Genomic DNA, 23,346 nt, shown 5'->3' with positions numbered 1-23,346 from the left:
GGCGGCTCCATGGAAAACATTCGAACCTCAACCACCCACGCCATCTGGCTGATGGTCAGCATCGTCTTGGTGGCGCTGAACCTGCGACCCTCAATGGCAGCGGTCGGGCCCTTGTTGTCGGCCATTCGCGGCGAGGTGCCCTTGAGTTTCAGTACCGCCTCGCTGCTGACCATGTTGCCCGTCATGGCGATGGGCCTGGCGATGTTCCTGGGCATGCGCATCGCCCTGCGCATCGGAGAACACCGCACCATCGTGCTGTCGCTGTTGATCATTGGCATCGCCACGGCCTCGCGCTTGTACCTGGACAGCGCCGCCGGGTTGATCGCCAGTGCGATCGTGGCCGGGCTTGGGATCGCTTTGATCCAGGCGGTGATGCCGGCACTGATCAAGTCACGCTTCGCCGACAACGTCTCGCTGTTCATGGGCTTGTACGTCACCTCCATCATGGGCGGGGCGGCGATTGCCGCATCGTTTTCACCCTTTGTCCTGACGCAGACCGGCAGTTGGCGCGTCGGCCTGGCGATCTGGGCATTGTTGGCGCTGGTCGCCCTGGGCTGCTGGTACGCCCAGCGTTCGAACATCACGCCCTTGCCCGAAGCAGCGTCCCGGCATCACGAAGCGTTTTCCCGCAACGCCCGGGCCTGGCTCCTGGCGATTTTCTTTGGCCTGGGCACCGCTTCCTACACCTGCGTGCTGGCCTGGCTGGCGCCGTACTACGTGGAAAAGGGCTGGAGCGAACAGCACGCTGGCCTGCTGCTGGGGTTCCTCACGGCAATGGAAGTGTTATCCGGCCTGGTCACCCCGGCTATTGCCAACCGCAGCCGGGATAAACGCCTGGTCCTGAGCGTCCTGCTGGCCCTGATCATCGGCGGCTTCTGCGGCCTGATCCTCAGTCCGGAACGCTTCAGCCTGCTCTGGGCCTGCCTGCTGGGGCTGGGTATCGGCGGCCTATTCCCCATGAGCCTGATCGTATCCCTCGACCACCTGGACAACCCACGCCGGGCCGGTGGCCTTACCGCGTTCGTGCAGGGTGTCGGCTATCTCATCGCCGGCCTCTCGCCATTGATTGCCGGGATGATCCGCGACCAGTTGGGGAGTTTTGAGTGGGCCTGGTGGTCGCTCACGGCGGTCATGGCGTTGATGATGGTGATGGTATTGCGCCTGGACCCGAAACATTACGGACAGCACATCCGCTGAATTTCCAGTAGGAGGACTTGCTAGGTTGAAGATTTAGCTGGTGCGACTTGGCGTTACTATACCTGCCAGGATTTTTACCTCGTAAGGGAGCTACGCCTTGTCCGTCATTCCTGACAGAACCTTCGCTGAAGTGCTCAAGCACACCGTCAAACGCATTCTTTCCTATTGGACCCAGATCACCGTCACGTTAGGCCTGCTCGCGACAGGGCTTGGGTTCGTCACGTTGTACCTTTATACCCGGACGATTGGACGAATCGATCTGTTCATGCCGTCCATCGATGTGAAGTCTGCACTGTTGGTCTGGGTCGTGCTGGTCCTGCTGCTGATGCTGTCGTATTTGTTCATCTTGGGGGCGACAACGTGGATGTTCGGCTGCTCGGTTTCGCTTTTTTCAAACATGAAGGACAACCAACCGAAGATTGTTTTCTATCTGGTGTTCCCCACGGTTGTGGGATTTAGCGCCTTCATCTGGGCCACCTTTTTCCTGTCCACATTGAACGCCTGGACGATATTCGCGGCATTGCTCCTGATCGTCTTCGTTGCGTGCTTTCTCATGTACGCATTCACGCCGTTCAAAAGAGTCATCAGGAAAAGCACACTTGTCCAAGCCAGGCTGGAGCGAGCCCGCTTGAAACGCCTGGCAGCTCATCAACAAATAAAGCGGAAAAAGCTGCAGCAACATAAACCTGCCCGCCCCCGGAAGGCCTGGCTGCAAAAATGGCTCACCTGTTTGCAGGCACTCAAAAACAAGACGACGCCAGCGTGGCGCTGGCTAAAAGAAAAATGGCAGCGGCTACAGGCGTGGGTACGGGCTCGCAAAGAGTTCTGGCTCGTCACCCTGCTCTCGATCTCCATATTCGTCACCGTGCTCTTCGCCGCCTTTCCAATCCTGCTGACGATACGTTCATACATGGAAAGGGAAACACCTGACACCGTCCCCTACGTGGCGGGCCTATCCTGGCTGACACTCATCTTCACCCTGCTACCGGTCGTCATATTTCATTGTTTCAAGGGGGACATCTACAGGCGGACCTTCAATGGCCTGATCGCAATGATCCTGGCCTTCTGCGCCTTCACATTACTTTCGCCGGGCAGTTTGAGCCAGATCACCTACATCGCAGCAGGAGGCTTATCGGTTCGCCAACAAACGGCGGAGCGATACGCCTTGCCAGAAGAGATAAAACTGCAAGACCTGAGCGCCACCATGTGGAAAACACGTCAGGTTGCTGCGCAAAAAATAGAAGTCGAGGCGTTCCAGTTGTATTCCTTTGGGGACGTACTGTTACTGTGCCCAAAAGACATGCTGTCACTTGAACTCAAAGAGCTGAAAAACTACTCGAAGTTCTGTGTCAGCACGCTCAATAGCAAGGTTGTGCGCAAACCTCGGTTACCGGTATTCGCCAGAAAACCACAGAAAGAATGGGCTTGCCGGGTGCCCTCATGGCAGATCCAGGCAGGACGTTGGCTCGCATGGGAAGCGCTGATTTCTGGCGCTCATCGCTCCGCGTCGGGCGAGAAAAAGGGCTGAAGGCCCTGGCAGTCGTGAGCATGGCGACTGCTCCACGACAGGACTGCTGACTCCCTGCCCCTGGGCGGGGGGACACTTAATTCCAGGCAAAAAAAAATCCGGAAATCCTCACTTTCGTGGGCCTTCCAGACTTTTAAAACTGCAAAAAATGGTGGGTCGTGTGGGATTCGAACCTACGACCAATTGGTTAAAAGCCAACTGCTCTACCAACTGAGCTAACGACCCGCTGTGTGGTGGCGCGTATAATACTGATTTCTAAGGACTATTCAACACCTAATTTGAAATAAATCAAAAATAACGGGTTGGATCGCTCACACCCGCCGCGGCAAAGCCTTCTGCGCGCAGGCGGCAGCTGTCGCACTTGCCGCAAGCACGGCCCTGATCGTCGGCCTGATAGCAGGAAACAGTGAGCCCGTAGTCCACGCCAAGCTTCACACCGGCCTTGACGATGTCGGCCTTGCTGAGATTCTGCAACGGTGCCTGGATGCGAAAACCCTGCCCTTCTACGCCGGCCTTGGTCGCCAGGTTCGCCATGCGCTCGAAGGCTTCGACGAACTCCGGGCGGCAATCCGGGTAACCGGAGTAATCCACAGCATTGACGCCGATGAAAATATCACGGGCGCCCAGCACTTCGGCCCAGCCCAATGCCAAGGACAGGAATACGGTGTTACGCGCCGGCACATAGGTCACCGGAATGCCTTCGCCAGGCGCCTCAGGCACGTCAATGGAGCTGTCGGTCAAGGCCGAGCCACCAATGCCGTTGAGGTTCAGGCCGATCACTTTGTGCTCCACCACGCCCAGGTCCCGGGCCACTCGCTCGGCCGCGTGCAGTTCTGCGCGGTGGCGCTGACCATAATCGAAACTCATGGTGTAGCATCGGTAACCCTCGGCACGGGCCATGGCCACGACGGTGGCCGAATCCAGGCCGCCGGACAACAGGATGACCGCACGTTTTTCGGCAATGTTCGAATGTTCAGTCATATCAGCGCCCCGGCTCGTCGTTCCAAAGATATTTATGCAGCTGCAGTTGCAGGCGCACCGGCAGGTTATCCGCCACCACCCAGTCCGCCAGGTCCCGAGCGCTCAAATCGTGATGGCTCGGCGACAACAACACTTCGCCGGCCCGTTGGTCGAGCCCGTACTGGATCAGCTTGGACACGGCCCAGTCGTAATCTTCCCGTGAACAGATCACGAATTTGACCTGATCGTTAGGGGTCAGCAACTCGATATTCTCGTAACGGTTACGGTGCGCTTCCTTGGAGCCTGGAGTCTTCAGGTCCACGACGCGGCTGACGCGCGGGTCGACGGCCGAGATATCCAGGGCGCCGCTGGTTTCCAGGGAAACCTCGTAACCGGCATCACACAACTGCTTGAGCAAGAGGATGGCGTTGGGTTGCGCCAAGGGCTCGCCGCCCGTGACACAGACATAACGCGGACGATAACTGGCCACTTGCTCCAGGATATCGTCGAGGGTTCGCACAGTGCCGCCGCTGAACGCGTAGGCACTGTCGCAGTATTGGCAACGCAGCGGGCAACCGGTGAGGCGCACAAATACTGTGGGCAGCCCAGCCGTCCGCGTTTCACCCTGCAACGAGTGAAAAACTTCGGTGATTCTCAATGTGTCTTGCATAGTCGCCACGGGCGTAACAGCTAAACAGGCTGTCCGCCTCCGTCAGGCACTTCAAGGAACCCCGCCAACGCGCAGATCCCAAAAAGCGTGTTTCATAAAAAGGGCGTGAATTCTAACGAAAAAACCCGCGACAGGCGCGGGTTTCTTCAAAACAGGTCAAGCCAGCTTACATGCGTTGCAGATCGCGCTGGGCCAACTGGGCGGCGGATGTCCCCGGATATTGGGCCACCACCTGCTGCAGAATGCCTTTTACCTTGTCGGTGTGACCGAGGCGGCGCTCTACATCAGCCAGCTTGTACAGCGAATCCGGCACCTTGGCGTGCTTGGGATACAGTTGCGAAACCTTGGCGAATGCCTGGCCGGCACCTTGCAGGTCGCCTTTGGCCAGGTTCACTTCGCCCAACCAGTATTGGGCATTGCCCGCGTACTGGCTGTTTGGGTATTTGCGCAGGAAAGCGGCAAAAGCCTGGCTGGCCTTGTCGAAATCCTTGGCCTTGATCAAGTCGAAGGCAGCATCGTAATAGAGCTTTTCCTTCGCCGGATCAGCCGGCTCGCCACCGGCGGCAGGTGCTGCGGGAGCGGCTGCCCCCGCGCCTGCGGCTGCGCCGGGGGCGTTCAAGTCGCCACCGGCAGGAGAATTCTCAGGAGTCGCGGCAGGTGCAGGTGCAACGCCGGTTCCTATGCGCCGATCAAGATCCTGGTATCGCTCCAGGTTTTCCTGCTTCATGCGCGAAATATCATTTTGCAGTTCTTCGATCACACCCTGTTGGCGCGAGATCTGATCCTGCATTTGCTGCAGTTGGTTGAACAGCTGGCCCTGTGCCGAGACAGGGGCCGAAACCCCTCCCCCGGCATAGGCGCCGTTCGTACCGTAACCCGCAGGCGGATAGCTACTCCCGCTATTGTTATAGCCGGCATCGTTATCGACCACAGGAACCGCAGCCCACGCCGCAAGCGGCGCAAGGCTGAGAGCCAGAACAGTTACAGCACGACGGCACGTTCGCATGACGAATTACTTACGCAGTTCGACGCGACGGTTTTGAGCCCAGGACTGCTCGTCGTTGCCGGTAGCAACTGGACGCTCTTCGCCGTAGGAAACCAGTTCCAGCTGAGCTGGGGAAACACCTTGCAGTACCAGGTAGCGCTGAACGGCTTTCGCACGACGCTCGCCCAGTGCCATGTTGTACTCACGAGTACCACGTTCGTCGGTGTTGCCTTCCAGAACAACGCGAGCGCCGTTTGCTTTCAGGTCCTTGGCGTGAACGTCCAGAGCGCGCATGGCTTCTGGCTTCAGGTCCGAGCTGTCGTATTCGAAGTAGAAGGTGGTGATTGCGCGCAGAGCAGCTTCTTCGCTCAGGGAGCCGTCAACTGCACCGGTGTTAGCGCCGTAACCAGCGTTTGGATCAACAGCGCCTTCACCGGCATTGTCGCCGCCTTTGGACGAGCAACCTACAGCTACAGCCATGGCCAGAGCCAGCGCAGCAAATTTACCAAACTTCAGCATTTCCATCGTGAAACTCCTAATGAACCCCAGTGTGTTAAGTAAAACGTATAGCGCCGCGTCAGTTCAGGTAAGGGGACCAGGACGGTTCTCTGACTTCGCCTTGAGCGGTAGGAAGCGGGAGCCTCACGCGTCCATTAATGGACACGAGCATCAAGACTCCCCGGCCCTGCTGGCGGGTGGCGTAGATTACCATGGTGCCGTTGGGCGCAACAGTGGGTGACTCGTCCAGAGTGCTATCAGTGAGGATTTTTACGCTACCGCGCTGCAAATCCTGGGCCGCCACCTTGAAATTAGTGAAACCATCCTGGCGATGGATCATCACCAGGGTCTTTTCATCTGCCGACAGCTTCGGGTTGGCGTTGTAGTTACCGACGAACGTCACGCGTTCGGCACCGCCGCCACCCGCGCTGGTCTTGTAGATCTGTGGCTTGCCGCCACGGTCGGAGGTGAAGTAGATGGTCGAGCCATCCTTGCCCCAGAACGGTTCGGTGTTGATGCCCGGGCCGTTGGTGACACGGGAAATCGAACGCGAAGCCAGGTTCATCACGTAGATGTCCGGGTTACCGTCCTTGGACAGTACGAACGCCAGCCGCGAGCCGTCCGGCGACCAAGCTGGCGCGCCGTTCAGGCCTTCGAAGTTGGTGATCTGCTCACGACGACCGGTGTCGATGTGCTGCACGAAAATGCGCGGACGCTTCTGCTCGAACGAGACATAGGCGATGCGCTTGCCATCGGGGGCGAAGCGCGGCGACAGGATCGGCTCGCGCGATTGCAGCAGAGTCACCGCACGGGCGCCGTCATAGTCGGAGCGCTGCAGGGTGTAGCGGGTGTTGTTCTCGGAGAAGCGCTCGGCCGTCACGTAGAGCATGCGGGTAGAGAACGCGCCCTTGATGCCGGTAAGTTTCTCGAACGACTGGTCGGCGATGTAGTGCGCCATGTCACGCAATTGATCGACGCTGCCCGACACGCTGCCGGTCAGCACTTGCTGTTCGGTGGCGACGTTGAACAGGGCGTACTGCACCTGCAGGCGACCGCCAGCCGGAACGATGCTGCCGACCATGATGTACTGGGCGCCCAGGGCCTTCCAGTCACGGTAGATGACTTCGCTGGCCTGGGTTGGCAGGCTGATCATGTTCTGCTTCGGAATCGGCGCGTAGTAACCCGAGTTGCGCAGGTCGTTGCCGATGATTTCCGCCATGTCGTCCGGCAGGACGTTACCGCCCTGCCAGCCGAACGGTACGACGGCAATCGGGGTCGCCCGGTCGCTGCCGCTGGTGACCAGGATGTTCTTTTCCTCTGCTACCGCTATCCCTGCCAGGCAGCAGATAACGACCAGCATTGATCGAAGAAGGTTTCTCACAAGGCTAGATCCTCAGGTGTGAATGTCATCTTGAATGAACGATAGGGAGCAAAGTCGCTCGGTTTCATTCCTTGCATTTCCGTCAATCGCCCAATGTTCTTGACCGCTGCGACCGCCGAAGCGTCGAACGGACCGTCACCACTGGACTTGGCGACGCTGACCGAGGTAACCGTACCGTCGGGCAACATGCCGATTTGCAATACGACCGTCATGCCTTTGCGCGCCGAAGGTGGACGAGCCCAGCCTTCTGCCGCTCGTGCGCGAATCAAGTCATCGTAGCTGCCGGCGACTTCATCGCCCTGCTCATCAGCCAATGCCTGCTGGCGCTCCGGCGTGTCGGAAAGCAAATCTGCCAAGGCCTGGGCCTTTTTGTCTTCGGCGGATTTACGCGCTGCGTCCTGGGCCTTTTTCTTGGCGGCGTCGGCGGCGGCTTTCTTCTTCGCGTCTTCGGCGACTTTCTTTTTCGCCTCTTCAGCTTCAGCTTTCTTCTTGGCGTCTTCGGCGGCTTTTTTCTTCGCGTCCTCGACGATCTTTTTCTTCGCTTCTTCAGCGGCCGCTTTCTTGGCCTCTTCTTCAGCGGCTTTCTTGGCTTCTTCTTCGGCTTTCTTCTTGGCTATATCAGCCAATTGTTTCTCTTCTGCCTTTTTGGCCTCGGCTTTCTTCGCTTCGTCGGCTTTCTTGGCTTCGTCAGCCTTTTTCGCCTCGTCCGCTTTTTTCGCCTCATCGGCCTTCTTGGCGTCCTCGGCCTTTTGAGCCGCTTCCTCTTTCTTTTGTTCCGCGGCCTTTATCGCTTCCTGCTCGACCTTCTTCTGTTCCATTTGCTCGACTTCAGTCTGGCGCGCGGCGGACTTCTTCGCCTCACCGGCAAGCTTCTGGTTCGTCTGGGTCGTCGCCTGGCTTTTCGACTTGAGCTGGTACAACGTCGCCTGCACGATCGGCTTGGCCGGTGGCAACTCCGGAGTCATGGCAAAACTGACGAACAGCATGCCGAACACCAGCACATGCAGGCCGATGGCCAGGACACTGGGCCAGAAGTAGCTTTCCGAGGCGGACGGCTCTCGCTGTTGCTGCATCAGGGCGCCTCAGTGATCAAGCCAACATTACCGACCCCGGCTTTCTGCAGGCCGCCCATGGCCCCCATCACGGCACCGTAGTCGACGGTCTTGTCGCCGCGAATGAAGACTTGCGTGCGCTTGCCGGCATCGTTGCCGACACGAATGATCTTGGTCACTGCATCGGTCATCTGCGGCAACGTCATGGCCCGGTCCTGCTGCTTCTCGGTGTCCACTTCGCTGCCAAGGTTCCAGTAGTAGGTCTTGTCAGCCTTGATCGAAATGGTCAGGACCTGGGTGTTGTTGTCCTGCGGCAAGGCTTCGCTGGAAACCTTGGGCAGATCGACCTTCACGCCCTGATTGAGCATCGGCGCGGTCACCATGAAGATGACCAGCAGCACCAACATCACGTCGATGTAGGGCACCACGTTCATCTCGGCGACCGGCTTGCGCTTTTTTCGGGCTCGAGCGATTAAAGCCATTGGGAAATACCTGCTTATTCTTCGCTGGTGTGCACTTTACGGTGCAGGATCGCCTGGAATTCATCGGCGAAGGTGTAGTAACGGCCGGTCAGCATTTCGCTGCGGGCAGCGAAGCGGTTGTAGGCGATAACGGCCGGGATGGCCGCGAACAGACCGATGGCGGTGGCGATCAGTGCCTCGGCGATACCCGGGGCCACGGTGGCGAGGGTCGCTTGCTGGGCGGAAGCCAGGCCACGGAAGGAGTTCATGATCCCCCACACGGTACCGAACAGACCGATGTACGGGCTGACCGAACCAACGGTGGCCAGGAACGACAGGCCCTGTTCGAGCTTCTCTTCCTCGCGGGAAATGGCGACGCGCATGGCACGGGCCACACCTTCCATCACCGCCTCAGGGTCGACGCCCGGCTGCTGGCGCAGGCGAGAGAACTCCTTGAAGCCGGCACGGAAGATCTGCTCGACGCCCGAGTCCGGATCAGGGTTGCTACCGGCCTGGCGATAGAGCTTGGACAGGTCGATGCCGGACCAGAAACGCTCCTCGAAGCTCTCCAGGGCACGACGACCGGCGCGCAGCATGTTGCTGCGCTGAAAGATCATGATCCATGAGGTCACCGATGCGGCTACCAGGGTCAGCATTACCAGTTGCACCACGACGCTGGCATTGCTGACCAGGCTCCACATGGAGGAATGGTCGACGACGTTAGCTTCCACGCTTTATCTCCTGCTCTGAGTGTGTACCCGCGCCGCTCACGCCGGCAAAGGCCGCACGTAGAGCTTCGGGAATGGCCCGGGGTTTCAAACTATGGGTGCGCACACAGGCCACCAAAAACTGCCCTTCACAGAGCAGCACGTTATCCGTAGCCCGCCTGACCTGCTGCTTGAAACGCAGGCTGACACGGTTCAATTCGATGACATCGGCACTTACCAGCAACTCGTCGTCCAGTCGCGCCGGCGCGTGGTAGCGCGCTTCGCTGGAATGCACGACGAATAACAGGTCCTCCCCTGCCAGCGCGGATTGGGCAAAACCCAGTTCCCGCAGCCGTTCGGTTCGAGCCCGTTCCATAAACTTGAGGTAATTGACGTAGTAGACGATGCCGCCAGCATCGGTGTCCTCGTAATAAACGCGACAGCGATGTGCGAACGACTCCAGCCCGTTTTGCGCGCGCATACTCTAGTGCTTACTCCTCAGGTTGCCAATCGGCCAGGCAACTGTTTTTTCATTCTCGAACGCATTGACGCTCCAGGCGTCGTCTGGGACAGCACGAACTGGAAAAAAGTCGGCGTACAGAGCTCGTTCAATCGTCCACGGCATCGAGGAATTCGTCTACCACCGGCATCTCACCCATTCGTGTCGGGATGTTTAAACCAAAATGCAGATAAGCATGACGGGTCACCACGCGCCCGCGAGGGGTACGCATGATGTAGCCCTGCTGGATCAGGTACGGTTCCAGTACATCTTCAATGGTGTGGCGCTCTTCGCTGATGGCCGCGGCCAGGCTGTCCACGCCCACCGGGCCACCGTCGAACTTCTCGATCATGGTCAGCAGCAGGCGCCGGTCCTGGTGGTCGAAACCACGCTCGTCGATGTCCAGCAGGTTCAACGCCAGGTCGGCAATCGGCTTGGTGATGTGGCCCTTGGCCCGGACTTCGGCAAAATCCCGGACCCGGCGCAGCAGGCGGTTGGCGATCCGCGGCGTGCCCCGGGCACGCCGGGCGATCTCATACGCACCGTCCGGGTCCAGCGGCAACCCGAGGATGCCCGCCGAGCGGCTGACAATCGTCGCCAGGTCGGCGTTGTTGTAGAACTCCAGGCGCTGGACGATACCGAAGCGGTCGCGCAACGGGTTGGTCAGCATGCCTGCGCGAGTGGTGGCGCCCACCAGGGTGAAGGGCGGCAGGTCCAACTTGATGGAGCGTGCCGCCGGCCCTTCGCCGATCATGATGTCGAGCTGGAAATCTTCCATGGCCGGGTACAACACTTCCTCGACGATCGGCGACAGCCGATGGATTTCGTCGATGAACAGCACATCATGGGGCTCAAGGTTGGTCAGCAGCGCCGCCAGGTCACCCGGCCGCTCGAGGACCGGCCCGGACGTGCTCTTGATCGAGACGCCCATTTCCTGGGCAATGATGTTGGCCAGGGTGGTCTTGCCCAGGCCCGGCGGGCCGAAGATCAAGGTGTGGTCCAGCGACTCGCTGCGCCCACGGGCGGCCTGGATGAACAACTCCATCTGCTCGCGCACGGTCGGTTGACCGATGTAGTCGGCCAGGCTGACAGGACGAATCGCGCGGTCCTGGATTTCCTCGCGGTCACGGGGCGCGCCCGTGGCGGCGATCAGGCGGTCAGCTTCAATCACTTAAATCATTCCCTTCAGGGCACGACGAATCATGTCTTCAGTGCTCAGGCCTTTTTCCTTGATAGCGGAAATCGCCTTGCTGGCTTCCTGCGGCTTGTAGCCCAGGGAGATCAGCGCGGTGACTGCATCGTTTTCGGCGCTGACCGCAGGCGCAGGCGCATCCGGCTGGTTCGGCACCAGGGCGAACATCGCCGGCACCGCCTCCCAGGCCTTGAAGCGGTCCTTGAGTTCGACCAGCAGGCGCTCGGCGGTTTTCTTGCCCACACCCGGCACCTTGGTCAGGGCCGAAGTGTCCTGGGACTGCACACAACGCACCAATTCATCGACTTCCAGGCTCGACATCAAGGCCAGGGCCAGTTTCGGGCCGACGCCATTGAGACGGATCAGTTCGCGGAAGAAATCCCGCTCGCGCTTGCCGACGAAGCCATAGAGTAACTGCGCATCCTCGCGCACGACCAAATGGGTGTGCAGGGTCAGCGGCTCGCCGACCGACGGCAAGCGATACAGCGTGGTCATGGGCACTTCCAGCTCATAGCCCAGGCCGTTTACATCCAGAATCAGGTGCGGCGGCTGTTTTTCAGCCAGGGTGCCGCGCAAGCGTCCAATCACGTTTCAGATCCTTGGGTGTTGGCCAGCCTTGGCTGGCGAGTAACAGCCCGGGCAGGAAGGCCGACGACACAGGCGCAAGATGCTCGGGCTCACGAAAGATTGCGCTGATGCTATCAGAGACGCAGGCGCCCGCCACGACTGCGTGCGGTTCCCAGGCCGTGAGGCAACAGGCTGGAACGGGTATGGGCATGGCAAATGGCAATGGCCAGGGCGTCCGAGGCATCGATCTGCGGCTTGCTGACCAACTTCAACAGGTGCATCACCATCATTTGCACCTGCTCCTTGTTCGCCGCCCCGGTTCCGACGACCGCCTGCTTGACCTGGGTCGCGGTGTACTCGGCGATCTCCAGGTTTTCCTCGGCGCCAGCAACGATTGCCGCGCCCCGGGCCTGCCCCAGTTTCAAGGCCGAGTCGGCGTTGCGCGCCATGAAAACCTTTTCGATGCCCATGGTCACCGGGCCGTAGGTCTGGATAACTTCGCGAACGCCGCGATAAACGATCTGCAAGCGCTCGTGCAGTTCACCCGCCCCGGTGCGGATGCAACCGGACGCGACGTACACGCAGCCGCGCCCGGTATCGCGAACCACACCGTAGCCGGTGATGCGCGAACCAGGGTCGATACCAAGGATTAAAGTCATAGCGCCTGCGAAAGGTAATGCGGTTACAAGAGGATACAGCTCATCAAGGGCTTGCAGTGGATCCGTGGCGAGGGAGCTTGCTCCCGCTGGGCTGCGCAGCAGACCTTTTTGGGAGCGCTTCGCACTCCAGCGGGAGCAAGCTCCCTCGCCACAATGATTTCAAACAAGCCTTGAGTGCCCGTCAGCCCAGCTGTTCAGCCACCGACTCCGGAATATCGGCATTGGAATAAACGTTCTGCACGTCATCCAGGTCTTCCAGCATGTCGATCAGCTTGAGCACCTTCTCGGCCCCTTCCAGGTCCAGTTCGGCACTGGTGGTCGGCTGCATGACGATCTCTGCGTCGGCGGGCTTGAAGCCGGCCGCCTCCAGGGCGTTGCGCACGGCATAGAAGCTGGCGAACGACGTGAACACGTCGAACGAACCGTCTTCATGACTGACCACGTCATCGGCGTCAGCCTCCAGGGCCGCTTCCGTCAGGGCATCTTCATCGAGGCCCGGCGCGAAGCTGATCTGCCCCTTGCGCTCGAACAGATAGGCCACCGAGCCGTCGGTGCCCAGGTTGCCACCGCATTTGCTGAACGCGTGACGCACGGCGGCGGCAGTACGGTTGCGGTTGTCGGTCATGCATTCGACCATCACCGCCACGCCGCCCGGGCCATAACCTTCGTAGGTCAGCTCTTCAACGTTGTCGGCCTCGGTCGCACCCGCGCCACGGGCGATGGCCCGGTCGATGATGTCGCGGCTCATGTTGGCACCCAGCGCCTTGTCCAGGGCCAGGCGCAAGCGCGGGTTGGAACCGGGGTCGCCGCCACCCTGGCGGGCCGCGACCGTCAGTTCACGGATCCACTTGGTGAAGATCTTGCCTCTCTTGGCATCCTGACGTTCTTTGCGGTGCTTGATGTTCGCCCACTTGGAATGACCTGCCATAACTCGCTCCGTTTCTCTTTGGAACATTGCCCGCCCTGCGCGTACGCAGTGGCCGGCAATCAGAAATATCGACCCCAATGAAAAGGCGCATCCGAAGATGCGCCCTCTCAGGTGCCAGCCTTACTCAGCCTTTGGCTGTTCACGCAGACGAATGTGCAACTCGCGCAATGCCTTGGCATCCACCACACCCGGCGCCTGGGTCATGACATCGGCCGCGCTCTGGGTTTTCGGGAACGCGATCACTTCACGGATCGACTGGGCGCCGGTCATCAGCATCACCAGGCGGTCCAGGCCGAAGGCCAGGCCACCGTGGGGCGGTGCACCGTACTTCAGAGCGTCGAGCAGGAAGCCGAACTTCTCTTCCTGCTCGGCTTCGTCGATGCCCAGCAGGCGGAACACTGCCTGTTGCATTTCCTTGCGATGGATACGGATCGAACCGCCACCCAGCTCGGTGCCGTTCAGGACCATGTCGTAAGCGCGCGACAGAGCGGTGGCCGGGTTGGCCTCCAACTCTTGCGGCGAGCACTTCGGCGCGGTGAACGGGTGGTGCAGCGCCGAGAAGCTGCCGTCGTCGTTTTCTTCGAACATCGGGAAGTCAACGACCCACATTGGCGCCCACTCGCAAGTCAGCAGCTTCAGGTCGTGACCCAGCTTGATGCGCAGCGCGCCCAAGGCTTCGCTGACGATCTTGGCCTTGTCGGCGCCGAAGAACACGATGTCGCCGTCAACCGCGCCCACGCGATCGAGGATCACATTGAGGTTGGCTTCAGGGATGTTTTTCACGATCGGCGATTGCAGGCCATCAACACCCGCGGCGCGCTCGTTGACCTTGATGTAGGCCAGGCCCTTGGCACCGTAGATGCCGACGAACTTGGTGTAGTCGTCGATCTGCTTGCGCGGCATGCTGGCCCCGCCAGGAACGCGCAGGGCCGCGATACGGCATTTCGGGTCGTTGGCCGGGCCGCTGAACACCTTGAACTCGACGTCCTTGAGCTGGTCAGCCACGTCCACCAGCTCCAGCGGGTTACGCAGGTCCGGCTTGTCGGAACCGTAGCGGCGCATGGCCTCTTCGAAGGTCATGTGCGGGAACTCGCCGAATTCCAGGCCCAACACTTCCTTGAACAGGTTGCGGATCATGCCTTCGGTCAGGCCCATGATGTCTTTTTCGTCGAGGAAGCTGGTCTCGATGTCGATCTGAGTGAACTCAGGCTGACGGTCGGCACGCAGGTCTTCGTCGCGGAAGCACTTGGCGATCTGGTAGTAGCGATCGAACCCGGCCACCATCAGCAGTTGCTTGAACAGCTGTGGCGACTGCGGCAGGGCAAAGAAGCTGCCGGGGTGAGTACGGCTCGGCACCAGGTAGTCGCGGGCGCCTTCCGGCGTGGCGCGGGTCAGGATCGGCGTCTCGACGTCGAGGAAGCCGTTTTCGTCCAGGTAACGACGGATGCTGGTGGTCATGCGCGAACGCAGGCGCAGCTTCTCGGCCATTTCCGGGCGACGCAGGTCGATGAAGCGGTAGCGCAGGCGGGTTTCCTCGCCCACGTCGGAGTATTCGTTGAGTGGGAACGGCGGGGTTTCCGATTCGTTGAGCACTTCCAGCTCGTAACCCAGCACTTCGATCATGCCGGACGCCATGTTGGCGTTGCCAGCACCGGCCGGACGCAGGCGCACCTTGCCGGTGATCTTGACCACGTATTCGCTGCGCACGCGGTCGGCGGTGGCGAAGGTGTCAGCGCGGTCCGGATCGAACACCACCTGGGCCAGGCCTTCACGATCACGGATATCGAGGAAAATCACCCCGCCATGGTCACGGCGACGATGGACCCATCCGCAAAGAGTAACTTCCTGACCTTCCAGGCTTTCGTTCAGTTGGCCGCAATAATGGCTGCGCATCATGGTAGTGGTTTCACTTCTCGTAATTCGAAATTCGGTTGGAGGACCTGCCCGTGCAAGCACTCGCGCGTGTTCAACTCAATCTGCTTTGTCGCCACCGGCCAAATTCTTCTTGGCGCCGGTCTTGAAGTCGGTTTCATACCAGCCTGTGCCGCCGAGGCGGAAACCAGGCATGGACAGCATCTTTTTCAGTTCTGGCGCCTGGCAGGCAGGGCAGTCGACCAGCGGTGCCGCGCTGATCTTTTGAATGGCTTCCATCTGATGACCACAGGAAGCACATTGATAGTCGTACATCGGCATGGGTTGTCTCGGCAATCAGGTTACTCGCGCAAAGGCTGGGCTTTGCGGCAAAGAGCGGGATTATATCCATTAAATGCGGCCTGTGCAGCCGTAAGACCGCACAGGCCGTTTGCAGTCCGACTCAGTCATCGACAGGGCAGCTAGCCGTCAATGACAGTCCGCCACCTGCGACACGGTTTCCTTCAAACCGTGCACCACGCATACAACACGCACCAGCGCGCTGAAATTGCGTACCCCGCCATGGCGCAGGTGCACCTCTCTGTCGACATGGGACAGCAACGTACTGATGGAACAGCTGTTGAGCTGGGCCATGTCGCCGAGGATATCCCAATAGACCTGCTCCAGCCGCAGACAGGTGGCGAACCCGTTCAGACGAATGGATCGGGCCAGGGGACGCACCAGTTGCATATCGAACCCCCTGACGAACGGATCGACGCTGATGGACTGAAAGCGTCCACGCACCCCCTCCTCCGGTTCCTTTCCTTGAATCATACCGTTGACACTCCTTTGCCATACGAGCCTCTCAGTTGGAACAATCCACCTGTGGCTCTATGGAAGCTCAACGGCATCGCCAGTTCCAGACGACTTTATGACCATGGGCGTAGGACAAGCCAACAGCAGGCAGGCGACGAATTACGTCGTCCTACACCTGTGGCGAGGGAGCTTGCTCCCGTTCGGCTGCGCAGCAGGCGCAAAATCTTCCAGCCTCCAAAGAATCAGCGTCTGGTATGGGGGGTCGCTTCGCAACCCAGCGGGAGCAAGCTCCCTCGCCACGACATACAACGCGCGCCCTATTAGTTTTCCAACAGCGCCCGCAGCATCCACGCGGTCTTTTCGTGAACTTGCATGCGCTGGGTCAGCAGGTCGGCGGTGGGCTCATCACTGACCTTGTCCAATAAAGGAAAGATGCCACGGGCCGTACGCGTCACCGCTTCCTGGCCCTCGACCAGTTGCCGGATCATGTCATCGGCGGCAGGCACGCCTTCCTCTTCCTTGATAGAAGACAGGCGCGCGTACACCGAGTAGGCCCCCGGAGCCGGGAAACCCAGGGCGCGGATGCGCTCGGCAATCAGGTCCACCGCCAGGGCCAACTCGTTGTATTGCTCCTCGAACATCAGGTGCAGGGTCCGAAACATCGGTCCCGTGACGTTCCAGTGGAAATTGTGGGTCTTGAGATACAGCACATAAGTGTCCGACAGCAGGCGCGAAAGCCCGTCGACGATGGATTTGCGGTCTTCTTCACTGATACCGATATCAATTGCCATGCTGGTTGATCTCCTGACGGTGATGAATTCGACAACGCCCCAAACTCTAGTGGTTTTGGCCGCCGATGGCCTGCGACAGATCGCCAGCCCTCCTGAACCGACAAGCCGGGGCAGCGGGCGGTTCCGACACCTCGAGGAATTCAACGCCGTTTGCCTGGCACCTTCAAGCATCGGCGAGTTTTTCCTGGCCGACGAACAGCGCGGTGCGCGCCCGTAACGGGTTTGAGAAGGCCCGAGCTTTACTGTTAAATAGGCAGTGTGTCGCTACGCTTATTTTCCCGGGTGTGGCGCATAGGCTGATTCGGGTACGTGTCCAACGCCTCTCATTGTTTCGAAGCGAACCGTCCCCGACCCGCTCTTCCTTGTGATCTGTCTTAACCGTGAGCCAATCAAAATGTTGAAAATCGTCCACTTGCTAATGGGCGCAGCTGCCCTGCTGCTGTCCTTCATCCCTAGCCTGGGTTCCGAAGCCACACCTTACCTGCAACACCCCGATGCACTGTACCTGGCCTTTTTCGGCCTGCTCAACCTGACCCTTGCACCCGTCATCCCTTACTGGAACAAAGGTCCACGTCACCAACTGCAAAACCTGGTCAGCGCCCTGCTGGTACTGGCCGTTGCCCTGCAAACCCTGGCCCTGCTGGCACCCATGCCGGAAATCGGCGGTCAACCGGCCATTCTGTTCAGCCTGGGCGCGGCACTGCTCGCCGTGGCACTGCACCTGGCCGTCAGCTTCTACAAGAAGTCGTCGCCGGCCGCCGCTGCGCAGAACTACGACATGTCCAACCGCGATACCGGCACGGTGAAGTGGTTCAATACGTCCAAAGGGTTCGGTTTCATCTCCCGCGACTCCGGCGATGACATTTTCGTGCATTTCCGGGCCATTCGTGGCGAAGGCCATCGCGTCCTGGTGGAAGGCCAGCGCGTGGAGTTCTCCGTGATGAACCGCGACAAGGGCCTGCAGGCCGAAGACGTGATCGCCGCGCTACCGCGCCGCTGATCCCTGACCGTAAAAAACCGCGATGCAGCCTGGCTGCTCGCGGTTTTTTATTGCCCGTCAAACGAGAGTCGGGCCCAGTCAGTAGTGAGGAGGCGGCGCCTCTTCTTCGAACGACTCGAACTGCCCGGCCATTTCTTCCTGGCGCTTGAGCAACGCCGCCATCTGCAGTTGCAGACGCTCGACGATCCGCTGCTGCTCCACAAGCACATCGTTCAATGCCTGGATGGTGTCATCCTGAAACGCCAGGCGGCTTTCCAGATCGGTTACGCGGTCTTCAAGGTTCATGGTTCAGCCCTCCAGAAACTTGAAATCATCGGTCAAGGCCATTCGCAACCGTTCACGAATGGCCGCGACCTGCCCTGCATTATAAGGCTGGGCCGGGTGCTTGCCCCAGACCGGCGCGGGCCAGGCGGCGTCATCACGCTTACGCACAATGACATGCATGTGCAATTGACTGACGACGTTACCCAGGGTTGCAACGTTCATCTTGTCGGCATCGAACGAATCCTTGAGGGTTTCGGCCAACGCCGTGGTTTCTTTCCACAGCTGTTGTTGATCAGCGTCATCCAATTGAAACAATTCGCTGATATCTTCCCGCCGCGGTACGAGGATGAACCACGGGTAGTTCGAATCGTTGGACAAGAGCAATCGGCACAACGGGAAATCACCGATCGGCAATGTGTCTTGTTGCAGTCGTGGATCTAAAGCGAACACCGCGCGTACTCCTCGCTCGTTATCGGTTTTGCCCGGTTCGGCGGCCTACAGGCCTGCATCGGACTCAGATGCGCAGCATACCCGCGAACGCCGGATCGATCACGGTGTACCGTCCTGATGCTCGTCCTGCGAAGTTTTTTTCAACACACAGCATCAACCTGTGCAAGCTGACGCACCAACACAGCGCAAGCGGCACCACACAGTCCTGACAGGACCGTGCCAGGGGCCCACGCAAGGCCTCGGCGTTGTAAGATTTTCGTACAGCCGGAAAATTTTTTGCACCAAAACAGCACAGTGCGTCTACGCTCAGTGCACAAAGCATCCGTGATCTACTCACTGGGTAGGGTGAACCGGTAACGTTTTTGATTGTCTCGCCGCGTTTGTCGGCGTCAATCACGAGAGCCGCACACGAGTCAACCCTATTTAAAACAAGGCCTTTGGAGCCCGGTTTCATGAGGTTTCACCGCGTCAACCGGTGAAATGTGAAAAAAATGTAAACAAAATTCGGGTTTGAGCATGCTTGTTGCATTCATCCCCGCACTGTCCAAAGGCCTCGCCGGAAGCGAGAACCTGCCGACATACAAATTAAAGTGGCAAGGCTGCCCACAGGAGCTTCAAGCGCGGTAATGACGGACTCTTTACACCGATGCCGGAAAAGAAAAAACAACATTAAGTTGTGGATACGGTTGCGTCGGACCAGCTGAAATGCGACATGGATCGAGCCATTGGCGACATGGTCGTAAAGAAGCTGAAAGGTTGAATGGGCAAGTATCGCCAAAGAATGTCGACGTGATATAAGTTTGCGCCGACACAAAAAGAAAGAGCCGCCCAGATAAAAAAACAGGTGGGACGGCAGTACTCTTCTAAAAACCAAAGGAGCAAATCACGATGCGCGTGATGAAGTGGAGCATGATCGCACTGGCTGTATCGGCCAGTACCTCGCAGTTCGCAATGGCCTCTTCCCAGGAAGAATCCAAGGGTTTTATTGAAGATCAGAGCTTGACTGTTCTGACCCGTGCGCTGTACATGAACCGTGATTTCAAGAACAACCCAAGCACTTCACAAAGTTATCGTGAAGAGTCTGGTGTTGCCGCTCGTGCCATCTACGAGTCGGGTTTCACTCAAGGTACCGTTGGTGTAGGCGTTGATGGCTTCGCATTTGGCACCGTTCGCATTGATGGCGGTAGCGGTCGTGCCGGTAACGGTCTGTTCGCTCGTGACAGCGACGGCAACCTGGAAGACACACAATCGAAGGTGGGCGGCGCGGTTAAATTCCGTCTGTCCGACACCGTCCTGAAATACGGTAACCAGTTCACCACCAGCCCGGTTTTCTCGACTGACGACAGCCGTCTGCTGCCAGAAGTTGCCACGGGTACGCTGATCACCAGCAAAGAAATCAAAGGCTTGGAGTTGAGCGCAGGTCATTTCAACGCCATCAGCTCGCAAACTGGCATGGGAGATGACGGCCTTGGCCTGAAATCTGCTGACATCGTTGGCGCAACCTACCAGTTCACCGACAATTTCGTAGCAGGCGTAGCGGCTTCCGACGTTGAAGATCACTACAAAAAGAAATACATCAACCTGAACTACACCCTGCCGATCAACGAAGATCAGTCCCTGAACTTCGACTTCAACGGTTATGACAGCCAGGATCAGGGCCAGAAGCTCAGCGGCGACGTTGACAACCGTATCTGGTCCCTCGCAGCAGCCTATGCCATCGGTGCCCACAAGTTCACCCTGGCTCACCAGCGCTCCTCCGGTGACACCGGCTATGTGTATGGCGTTGACGGCGGCGGTACCATTTTCCTCGCCAACTCCATCCAGTACTCCGACTTCAACGGTCAGGACGAGCGCTCCTGGCAGGCTCGCTACGACCTGAACATGAAGACCTACGGCGTTCCTGGCCTGAGCTTCATGACTCGTTACGTTACCGGTGACAACATCGAGACTGGCGGCGCAGAAGGCAAAGAGCACGAGTGGGACTTCGAAACCAAGTACGTTATGCAAAGCGGTCCAGCCAAGGACCTGTCTTTCCGCGTACGTGCTGCGTTCTACCGTGCTAACTCTGACTACAACGCCATCAACGGCAACGACAACAATGACACCCGTCTGATCATCGAATACCCACTGAGCATCTTGTAATTCAGTGCTAGTTCGATAGCGACACCCGCAACAAGCAAAAAACCGCTCATCTGGATCAGGTGAGCGGTTTTTTTATATCCATTGCAATGTAAGCTTTAGCACAACTTGTTAAATAGCAAGCTAACTAAACATAACCTGACCTGACCCCAGGCCAAGTTATAGTCGAATCATTATTGCGCTGCTCCTTCCTGAACCACCCGAATCACTCGCTGTGGAAACGGAATATCAATACCGGCATCCTTCAAACGATCCCGCGCCTGCTCATTAAGCATGAACATCACGCTCCAGTAGTCCGCGGTCTTGACCCAGATACGCAGCGACACCGTGATGGAACTGTCGCCCAAGGTGGAAATCACCGCTTCAGGCGCCGGATCCGCCAGCACACGCTCATCCTTGGCCAGGTCCAGCAGCACTTCCCGGGCTTTTTGCAGGTCGGCCTGGTAATCCACGCCGACATCGAACACCACCTTGCGGGTCGGCTGGCGGTTGGTGTTGGTAATGATGCCGTTCGAGAGATTGCCGTTGGGCACAATGACAGTCTTGTTGTCACCGGTGCGCAACACGGTGTGGAAGATCTGGATGCTGTCGACCGTACCGGCCACACCTTGGGCTTCGATCCAGTCACCGATGCGGAACGGACGGAACAGCAGGATCAACACGCCACCCGCGAAGTTCGCCAGGCTGCCTTGCAGGGCCAGGCCAATCGCCAGGCCGGCGGCACCAATGGCGGCAACGAACGAAGTGGTTTCCACACCGATCATCGAAGCGACGCTGACGATCAACAATATCTTCAGAATGATGTTGGCCAGGGTACTGATGAACCCTTGCAGCGCCAGGTCAGCGTTACGCAGGGCCAGCAGCGCACCCAGTTTCTGCGTGACTTTGTTGATCAACCACCAGCCGATGGCCAGGGTGATGACCGCCAGCAGCACGCGGCTGCCGTATTCCATGATCATGGGGATCCAGGTCTGGGAAGCCTTGACCAGGTTGTCCACTTCAGCATTCAAGTCCATCTCTCTCTCCTATTCCTGTTGCCACTAAAAGACCTGCAGAGACACATTGTGGCGAGGGAGCTTGCTCCCGCTGGCTGCGTAGCAGCCCCTTATAGGTGGGCGCTTCGCACCCAAGCGGGAGCAAGCTCCCTCGCCACAGGGTCACTGAAGTATCAATCGCGGAAATTATTGAATTGCAGTGGCATGCCGAATTCCTTGCCGCGCAATGCCGCAATGGCTTCCTGCAAGTCGTCACGCTTTTTGCCGGTGACTCGCACCTGCTCGCCCTGGATGGCGGCTTGCACCTTGAGCTTGGCGTCCTTGATATGAGCGACGATCTTCTTCGCCAGTTCCTTGTCGATGCCTTCCTTGAGCACGGCTTCCTGCTTCATCAGCTTGCCCGAGGCATAGGCGTCCTTGACCTCGAGGCACTGCACGTCGATCTTGCGCTTGACCAGCGCCAGCTTGAGGATCTCGATCATCGCCTCGAGCTGGAACTCGGCCTCGGCGGTCAGGTTCACGGTCAGGTCTTTTTCCTTGAACTCGAAACTGCCCTTGCCCTTGAGGTCATAACGACGGTCGAGTTCCTTGACGGCGTTTTCAACCGCGTTGGTGACTTCGTGCTTGTCCAGTTCGGATACCACGTCGAATGACGGCATGTAGTGTTCTCCAAATAAAAAGGCGCGCCAGTATCATCGGCGCGCGCTTGGCTTGTGGTTAAAATCGGGCTCATTATAACGGCTCTTTTCCTGCCGACACTGCGAGCCCTCAGATGCCTGCGCCAATCCGAGTAAAAAACTGATGTCGACCACCTGGCATGTCCTGGGGGCCGGCAGTCTCGGCACGTTGTGGGCCACGCGCCTGGCCCGGGCCGGGTTGCCGGTTCGGCTGGTGCTGCGCAACGAAGCCCGCCTGCAAGCCTACCGAAGCGCCGGCGGCCTGACGCTGATGGAACAGGGCCAGGCGCAGAGCTACCCGATACCTGGCGAAACGGCGGACAACCCAGAACCGATCAGGCGCCTGCTATTGGCCTGCAAAGCCTACGACGCGGAAGCGGCCGTGGCCTCGGTGGCCCATCGTCTGGACGCCGAATCGGAACTTATCCTGTTGCAGAACGGCCTCGGCAGCCAGGACGCGGTGGCCAATTGTGTGCCCCAAGCCCGTTGCATCAGCGCCTCCAGCACCGAAGGCGCGTTCCGCGACGGTGACTGGCGCGTGGTATTCGCCGGCCACGGCTACACCTGGCTGGGCGACCCGGCTCACCCAGTGGCGCCGTTCTGGCTCGACGACTTGGCCGCCGCTGGCATTCCCCACGAATGGAGCGCCGACATCCTCACCCGGCTCTGGCGCAAGCTGGCGCTCAATTGCGCAATCAACCCGCTGACCGTGCTGCATCACTGCAAGAACGGCGGCTTGCAGGAACACCGCTGCGAAGTGGCGACCTTGTGCGCAGAACTCACCGACCTGCTCGAACGCTGCGGCCAGCCCGCTGCGGCCGAAGATTTACAGCCGGAAGTCGAACGGGTGATCCAGGCCACGGCCGCCAATTATTCCTCGATGTACCAGGATGTCGCCAATCGGCGCCGCACCGAAATCAGCTACTTGCTCGGTTATGCCTGCAAGGTCGCCCAACGCCATGAACTGAGCGTGCCGCACCTGGAACAACTGCGACAGCGACTGATTGTCCACTTGCACAACCTCGGATTGCCCAGCGACTGAGCAGCGGCTACGCTGGCCCTCGTATTCCTTTTTAGCG

At 59.1% G+C, this 23,346-nt stretch carries 27 protein-coding genes and 1 tRNA gene; 6 read left to right on the top strand and 22 right to left on the bottom strand.

The features are described from left to right. The first annotated feature begins 9 nt into the window (after window positions 1-9). Together TK06_RS27650 and TK06_RS27645 are read left to right on the top strand one after the other, a co-directional pair. Window positions 10-1,197: a cyanate transporter gene (locus TK06_RS27650; protein ID WP_063324619.1), complete on the top strand. Its 1,188-nt coding sequence runs from the start codon at window positions 10-12 to the stop codon at window positions 1,195-1,197. Window positions 1,198-1,294: 97 nt separating this feature from the next. Continuing rightward, a complete protein-coding gene (locus TK06_RS27645) occupies window positions 1,295-2,725 on the top strand; it encodes a hypothetical protein (protein ID WP_063324618.1) in 1,431 nt (476 codons plus the stop codon). A 149-nt stretch (window positions 2,726-2,874) separates the two neighbouring features. Here the strand turns inward: TK06_RS27645 and TK06_RS27640 are convergent. The 18 genes from TK06_RS27640 to TK06_RS27555 all read right to left on the bottom strand — a co-directional run bounded on the left by TK06_RS27640 (window position 2,875) and on the right by TK06_RS27555 (window position 16,742). Further along, a tRNA-Lys gene (locus TK06_RS27640) sits at window positions 2,875-2,950 on the bottom strand. Window positions 2,951-3,013: 63 nt separating this feature from the next. Next, on the bottom strand, window positions 3,014-3,688 hold the full coding sequence (gene queC, locus TK06_RS27635) for a 7-cyano-7-deazaguanine synthase QueC (protein ID WP_175501656.1): 675 nt from the start codon (window positions 3,686-3,688) through the stop codon (window positions 3,014-3,016). 19 nt (window positions 3,689-3,707) lie between these two features. Continuing rightward, complete coding sequence (queE, locus tag TK06_RS27630) at window positions 3,708-4,355, bottom strand: 7-carboxy-7-deazaguanine synthase QueE (protein WP_063324616.1); 648 nt, start codon at window positions 4,353-4,355, stop codon at window positions 3,708-3,710. Between the two features lie 166 nt (window positions 4,356-4,521). Further along, the gene (gene ybgF / locus TK06_RS27625; protein WP_063324615.1) at window positions 4,522-5,361 is read right to left on the bottom strand and encodes a tol-pal system protein YbgF; all 840 of its coding nucleotides are present in this window, start codon (window positions 5,359-5,361) and stop codon (window positions 4,522-4,524) included. A gap of 6 nt (window positions 5,362-5,367) precedes the next feature. Then, window positions 5,368-5,865 (bottom strand): peptidoglycan-associated lipoprotein Pal, encoded by a 498-nt coding sequence (gene pal / locus TK06_RS27620; RefSeq protein WP_003178634.1) that lies wholly within the window; start codon window positions 5,863-5,865, stop codon window positions 5,368-5,370. 52 nt (window positions 5,866-5,917) lie between these two features. After that, complete coding sequence (tolB, locus tag TK06_RS27615) at window positions 5,918-7,219, bottom strand: Tol-Pal system beta propeller repeat protein TolB (protein WP_063324614.1); 1,302 nt, start codon at window positions 7,217-7,219, stop codon at window positions 5,918-5,920. Next, window positions 7,216-8,292, bottom strand: a complete 1,077-nt coding sequence (gene tolA / locus TK06_RS27610; protein ID WP_063324613.1) for a cell envelope integrity protein TolA — start codon at window positions 8,290-8,292, stop codon at window positions 7,216-7,218. The genes tolB and tolA overlap by 4 nt, the downstream gene beginning before the upstream one ends. Further along, window positions 8,292-8,744: a protein TolR gene (gene tolR, locus TK06_RS27605; protein ID WP_161798348.1), complete on the bottom strand. Its 453-nt coding sequence runs from the start codon at window positions 8,742-8,744 to the stop codon at window positions 8,292-8,294. Before tolR ends, tolA begins: the two co-directional genes overlap by 1 nt. A 23-nt stretch (window positions 8,745-8,767) precedes the next feature. Then, entirely contained in the window at window positions 8,768-9,463 is a 696-nt protein-coding gene (tolQ, locus tag TK06_RS27600) for a protein TolQ (RefSeq protein ID WP_014339916.1), read from the bottom strand. Continuing rightward, the gene (gene ybgC, locus TK06_RS27595; protein ID WP_025215227.1) at window positions 9,453-9,920 is read right to left on the bottom strand and encodes a tol-pal system-associated acyl-CoA thioesterase; all 468 of its coding nucleotides are present in this window, start codon (window positions 9,918-9,920) and stop codon (window positions 9,453-9,455) included. The genes tolQ and ybgC overlap by 11 nt, the downstream gene beginning before the upstream one ends. 127 nt (window positions 9,921-10,047) lie before the next feature. Next, on the bottom strand, window positions 10,048-11,109 hold the full coding sequence (gene ruvB / locus TK06_RS27590; RefSeq protein ID WP_003178599.1) for a Holliday junction branch migration DNA helicase RuvB: 1,062 nt from the start codon (window positions 11,107-11,109) through the stop codon (window positions 10,048-10,050). Then, complete coding sequence (gene ruvA / locus TK06_RS27585; RefSeq protein ID WP_058542614.1) at window positions 11,110-11,718, bottom strand: Holliday junction branch migration protein RuvA; 609 nt, start codon at window positions 11,716-11,718, stop codon at window positions 11,110-11,112. Window positions 11,719-11,831: 113 nt separating this feature from the next. Next, on the bottom strand, window positions 11,832-12,356 hold the full coding sequence (ruvC, locus tag TK06_RS27580; RefSeq protein ID WP_063324612.1) for a crossover junction endodeoxyribonuclease RuvC: 525 nt from the start codon (window positions 12,354-12,356) through the stop codon (window positions 11,832-11,834). Between the two features lie 181 nt (window positions 12,357-12,537). Continuing rightward, window positions 12,538-13,284, bottom strand: coding sequence for a YebC/PmpR family DNA-binding transcriptional regulator (locus TK06_RS27575; protein WP_018614256.1), 747 nt, complete (start codon window positions 13,282-13,284; stop codon window positions 12,538-12,540). 120 nt (window positions 13,285-13,404) lie between these two features. Continuing rightward, window positions 13,405-15,180: an aspartate--tRNA ligase gene (aspS, locus tag TK06_RS27570; protein WP_058542615.1), complete on the bottom strand. Its 1,776-nt coding sequence runs from the start codon at window positions 15,178-15,180 to the stop codon at window positions 13,405-13,407. 75 nt (window positions 15,181-15,255) lie between these two features. Next, window positions 15,256-15,477, bottom strand: coding sequence for an FmdB family zinc ribbon protein (locus TK06_RS27565; protein WP_003178589.1), 222 nt, complete (start codon window positions 15,475-15,477; stop codon window positions 15,256-15,258). Between the two features lie 147 nt (window positions 15,478-15,624). Continuing rightward, complete coding sequence (locus tag TK06_RS27560; protein WP_063324611.1) at window positions 15,625-15,969, bottom strand: ribbon-helix-helix domain-containing protein; 345 nt, start codon at window positions 15,967-15,969, stop codon at window positions 15,625-15,627. Window positions 15,970-16,271: 302 nt separating this feature from the next. Next, window positions 16,272-16,742: a Dps family protein gene (locus TK06_RS27555; RefSeq protein ID WP_063324610.1), complete on the bottom strand. Its 471-nt coding sequence runs from the start codon at window positions 16,740-16,742 to the stop codon at window positions 16,272-16,274. Here TK06_RS27555 and TK06_RS27550 point away from each other — a divergent pair. Continuing rightward, window positions 16,741-16,959 (top strand): hypothetical protein, encoded by a 219-nt coding sequence (locus TK06_RS27550; RefSeq protein ID WP_063324609.1) that lies wholly within the window; start codon window positions 16,741-16,743, stop codon window positions 16,957-16,959. The two genes, TK06_RS27555 and TK06_RS27550, sit on opposite strands and share 2 nt — an antisense overlap. 177 nt (window positions 16,960-17,136) lie before the next feature. Then, on the top strand, window positions 17,137-17,742 hold the full coding sequence (locus TK06_RS33245; protein ID WP_003205048.1) for a cold-shock protein: 606 nt from the start codon (window positions 17,137-17,139) through the stop codon (window positions 17,740-17,742). A gap of 78 nt (window positions 17,743-17,820) precedes the next feature. Here the strand turns inward: TK06_RS33245 and TK06_RS27540 are convergent, their stop codons facing one another. Then, window positions 17,821-18,027, bottom strand: coding sequence for a SlyX family protein (locus TK06_RS27540; protein WP_003205050.1), 207 nt, complete (start codon window positions 18,025-18,027; stop codon window positions 17,821-17,823). Window positions 18,028-18,030: 3 nt separating this feature from the next. After that, window positions 18,031-18,456 carry an HIT family protein gene (locus tag TK06_RS27535; protein WP_063324608.1) on the bottom strand — a complete coding sequence of 142 codons (426 nt, stop codon included), beginning with the start codon at window positions 18,454-18,456 and terminating at the stop codon, window positions 18,031-18,033. A gap of 888 nt (window positions 18,457-19,344) precedes the next feature. Between TK06_RS27535 and TK06_RS27530 the strand changes: the two genes are divergently transcribed. Then, the gene (locus tag TK06_RS27530) at window positions 19,345-20,598 is read left to right on the top strand and encodes an OprD family porin (protein ID WP_063324607.1); all 1,254 of its coding nucleotides are present in this window, start codon (window positions 19,345-19,347) and stop codon (window positions 20,596-20,598) included. A 170-nt stretch (window positions 20,599-20,768) separates the two neighbouring features. Here the strand turns inward: TK06_RS27530 and TK06_RS27525 are convergent, their stop codons facing one another. Next, window positions 20,769-21,611 (bottom strand): mechanosensitive ion channel family protein, encoded by an 843-nt coding sequence (locus tag TK06_RS27525; RefSeq protein WP_063324606.1) that lies wholly within the window; start codon window positions 21,609-21,611, stop codon window positions 20,769-20,771. 152 nt (window positions 21,612-21,763) lie between these two features. Beyond that, window positions 21,764-22,249 carry a YajQ family cyclic di-GMP-binding protein gene (locus TK06_RS27520; RefSeq protein WP_060740892.1) on the bottom strand — a complete coding sequence of 162 codons (486 nt, stop codon included), beginning with the start codon at window positions 22,247-22,249 and terminating at the stop codon, window positions 21,764-21,766. Between the two features lie 142 nt (window positions 22,250-22,391). Between TK06_RS27520 and TK06_RS27515 the strand changes: the two genes are divergently transcribed. Beyond that, a complete protein-coding gene (locus TK06_RS27515; protein ID WP_063324605.1) occupies window positions 22,392-23,309 on the top strand; it encodes a putative 2-dehydropantoate 2-reductase in 918 nt (305 codons plus the stop codon). Window positions 23,310-23,346 lie beyond the last annotated feature (37 nt).

The sequence above is a fragment of the Pseudomonas fluorescens genome (assembly GCF_001623525.1).
Classification (GTDB): Bacteria; Pseudomonadota; Gammaproteobacteria; order Pseudomonadales; family Pseudomonadaceae; genus Aquipseudomonas; species Aquipseudomonas fluorescens_Q.
The sequence above is the reverse complement of the archived record's forward strand: the minus strand, read 5'-3'. Positions and strand labels throughout refer to the sequence as shown.

What these genes read in the sequence shown, in the direction of transcription:
- TK06_RS27555 (WP_063324610.1), bottom strand. Translation starts at nt 16,742, where the DNA reads ATGGCAATTGATATCGGTATCAGTGAAGAAGACCGCAAATCCATCGTC.
- TK06_RS27575 (WP_018614256.1), bottom strand. Translation starts at nt 13,284, where the DNA reads ATGGCAGGTCATTCCAAGTGGGCGAACATCAAGCACCGCAAAGAACGT.
- TK06_RS27560 (WP_063324611.1), bottom strand. Translation starts at nt 15,969, where the DNA reads ATGATTCAAGGAAAGGAACCGGAGGAGGGGGTGCGTGGACGCTTTCAG.
- TK06_RS27515 (WP_063324605.1), top strand. Translation starts at nt 22,392, where the DNA reads ATGTCGACCACCTGGCATGTCCTGGGGGCCGGCAGTCTCGGCACGTTG.
- ruvC (WP_063324612.1), bottom strand. Translation starts at nt 12,356, where the DNA reads ATGACTTTAATCCTTGGTATCGACCCTGGTTCGCGCATCACCGGCTAC.
- TK06_RS33245 (WP_003205048.1), top strand. Translation starts at nt 17,137, where the DNA reads ATGTTGAAAATCGTCCACTTGCTAATGGGCGCAGCTGCCCTGCTGCTG.
- tolA (WP_063324613.1), bottom strand. Translation starts at nt 8,292, where the DNA reads ATGCAGCAACAGCGAGAGCCGTCCGCCTCGGAAAGCTACTTCTGGCCC.
- TK06_RS27540 (WP_003205050.1), bottom strand. Translation starts at nt 18,027, where the DNA reads ATGAACCTTGAAGACCGCGTAACCGATCTGGAAAGCCGCCTGGCGTTT.
- TK06_RS27525 (WP_063324606.1), bottom strand. Translation starts at nt 21,611, where the DNA reads ATGGACTTGAATGCTGAAGTGGACAACCTGGTCAAGGCTTCCCAGACC.
- ybgF (WP_063324615.1), bottom strand. Translation starts at nt 5,361, where the DNA reads ATGCGAACGTGCCGTCGTGCTGTAACTGTTCTGGCTCTCAGCCTTGCG.
- TK06_RS27530 (WP_063324607.1), top strand. Translation starts at nt 19,345, where the DNA reads ATGCGCGTGATGAAGTGGAGCATGATCGCACTGGCTGTATCGGCCAGT.
- ybgC (WP_025215227.1), bottom strand. Translation starts at nt 9,920, where the DNA reads ATGCGCGCGCAAAACGGGCTGGAGTCGTTCGCACATCGCTGTCGCGTT.
- TK06_RS27520 (WP_060740892.1), bottom strand. Translation starts at nt 22,249, where the DNA reads ATGCCGTCATTCGACGTGGTATCCGAACTGGACAAGCACGAAGTCACC.
- TK06_RS27650 (WP_063324619.1), top strand. Translation starts at nt 10, where the DNA reads ATGGAAAACATTCGAACCTCAACCACCCACGCCATCTGGCTGATGGTC.
- TK06_RS27565 (WP_003178589.1), bottom strand. Translation starts at nt 15,477, where the DNA reads ATGCCGATGTACGACTATCAATGTGCTTCCTGTGGTCATCAGATGGAA.
- aspS (WP_058542615.1), bottom strand. Translation starts at nt 15,180, where the DNA reads ATGATGCGCAGCCATTATTGCGGCCAACTGAACGAAAGCCTGGAAGGT.
- TK06_RS27550 (WP_063324609.1), top strand. Translation starts at nt 16,741, where the DNA reads ATGCTGGTTGATCTCCTGACGGTGATGAATTCGACAACGCCCCAAACT.
- queE (WP_063324616.1), bottom strand. Translation starts at nt 4,355, where the DNA reads ATGCAAGACACATTGAGAATCACCGAAGTTTTTCACTCGTTGCAGGGT.
- pal (WP_003178634.1), bottom strand. Translation starts at nt 5,865, where the DNA reads ATGGAAATGCTGAAGTTTGGTAAATTTGCTGCGCTGGCTCTGGCCATG.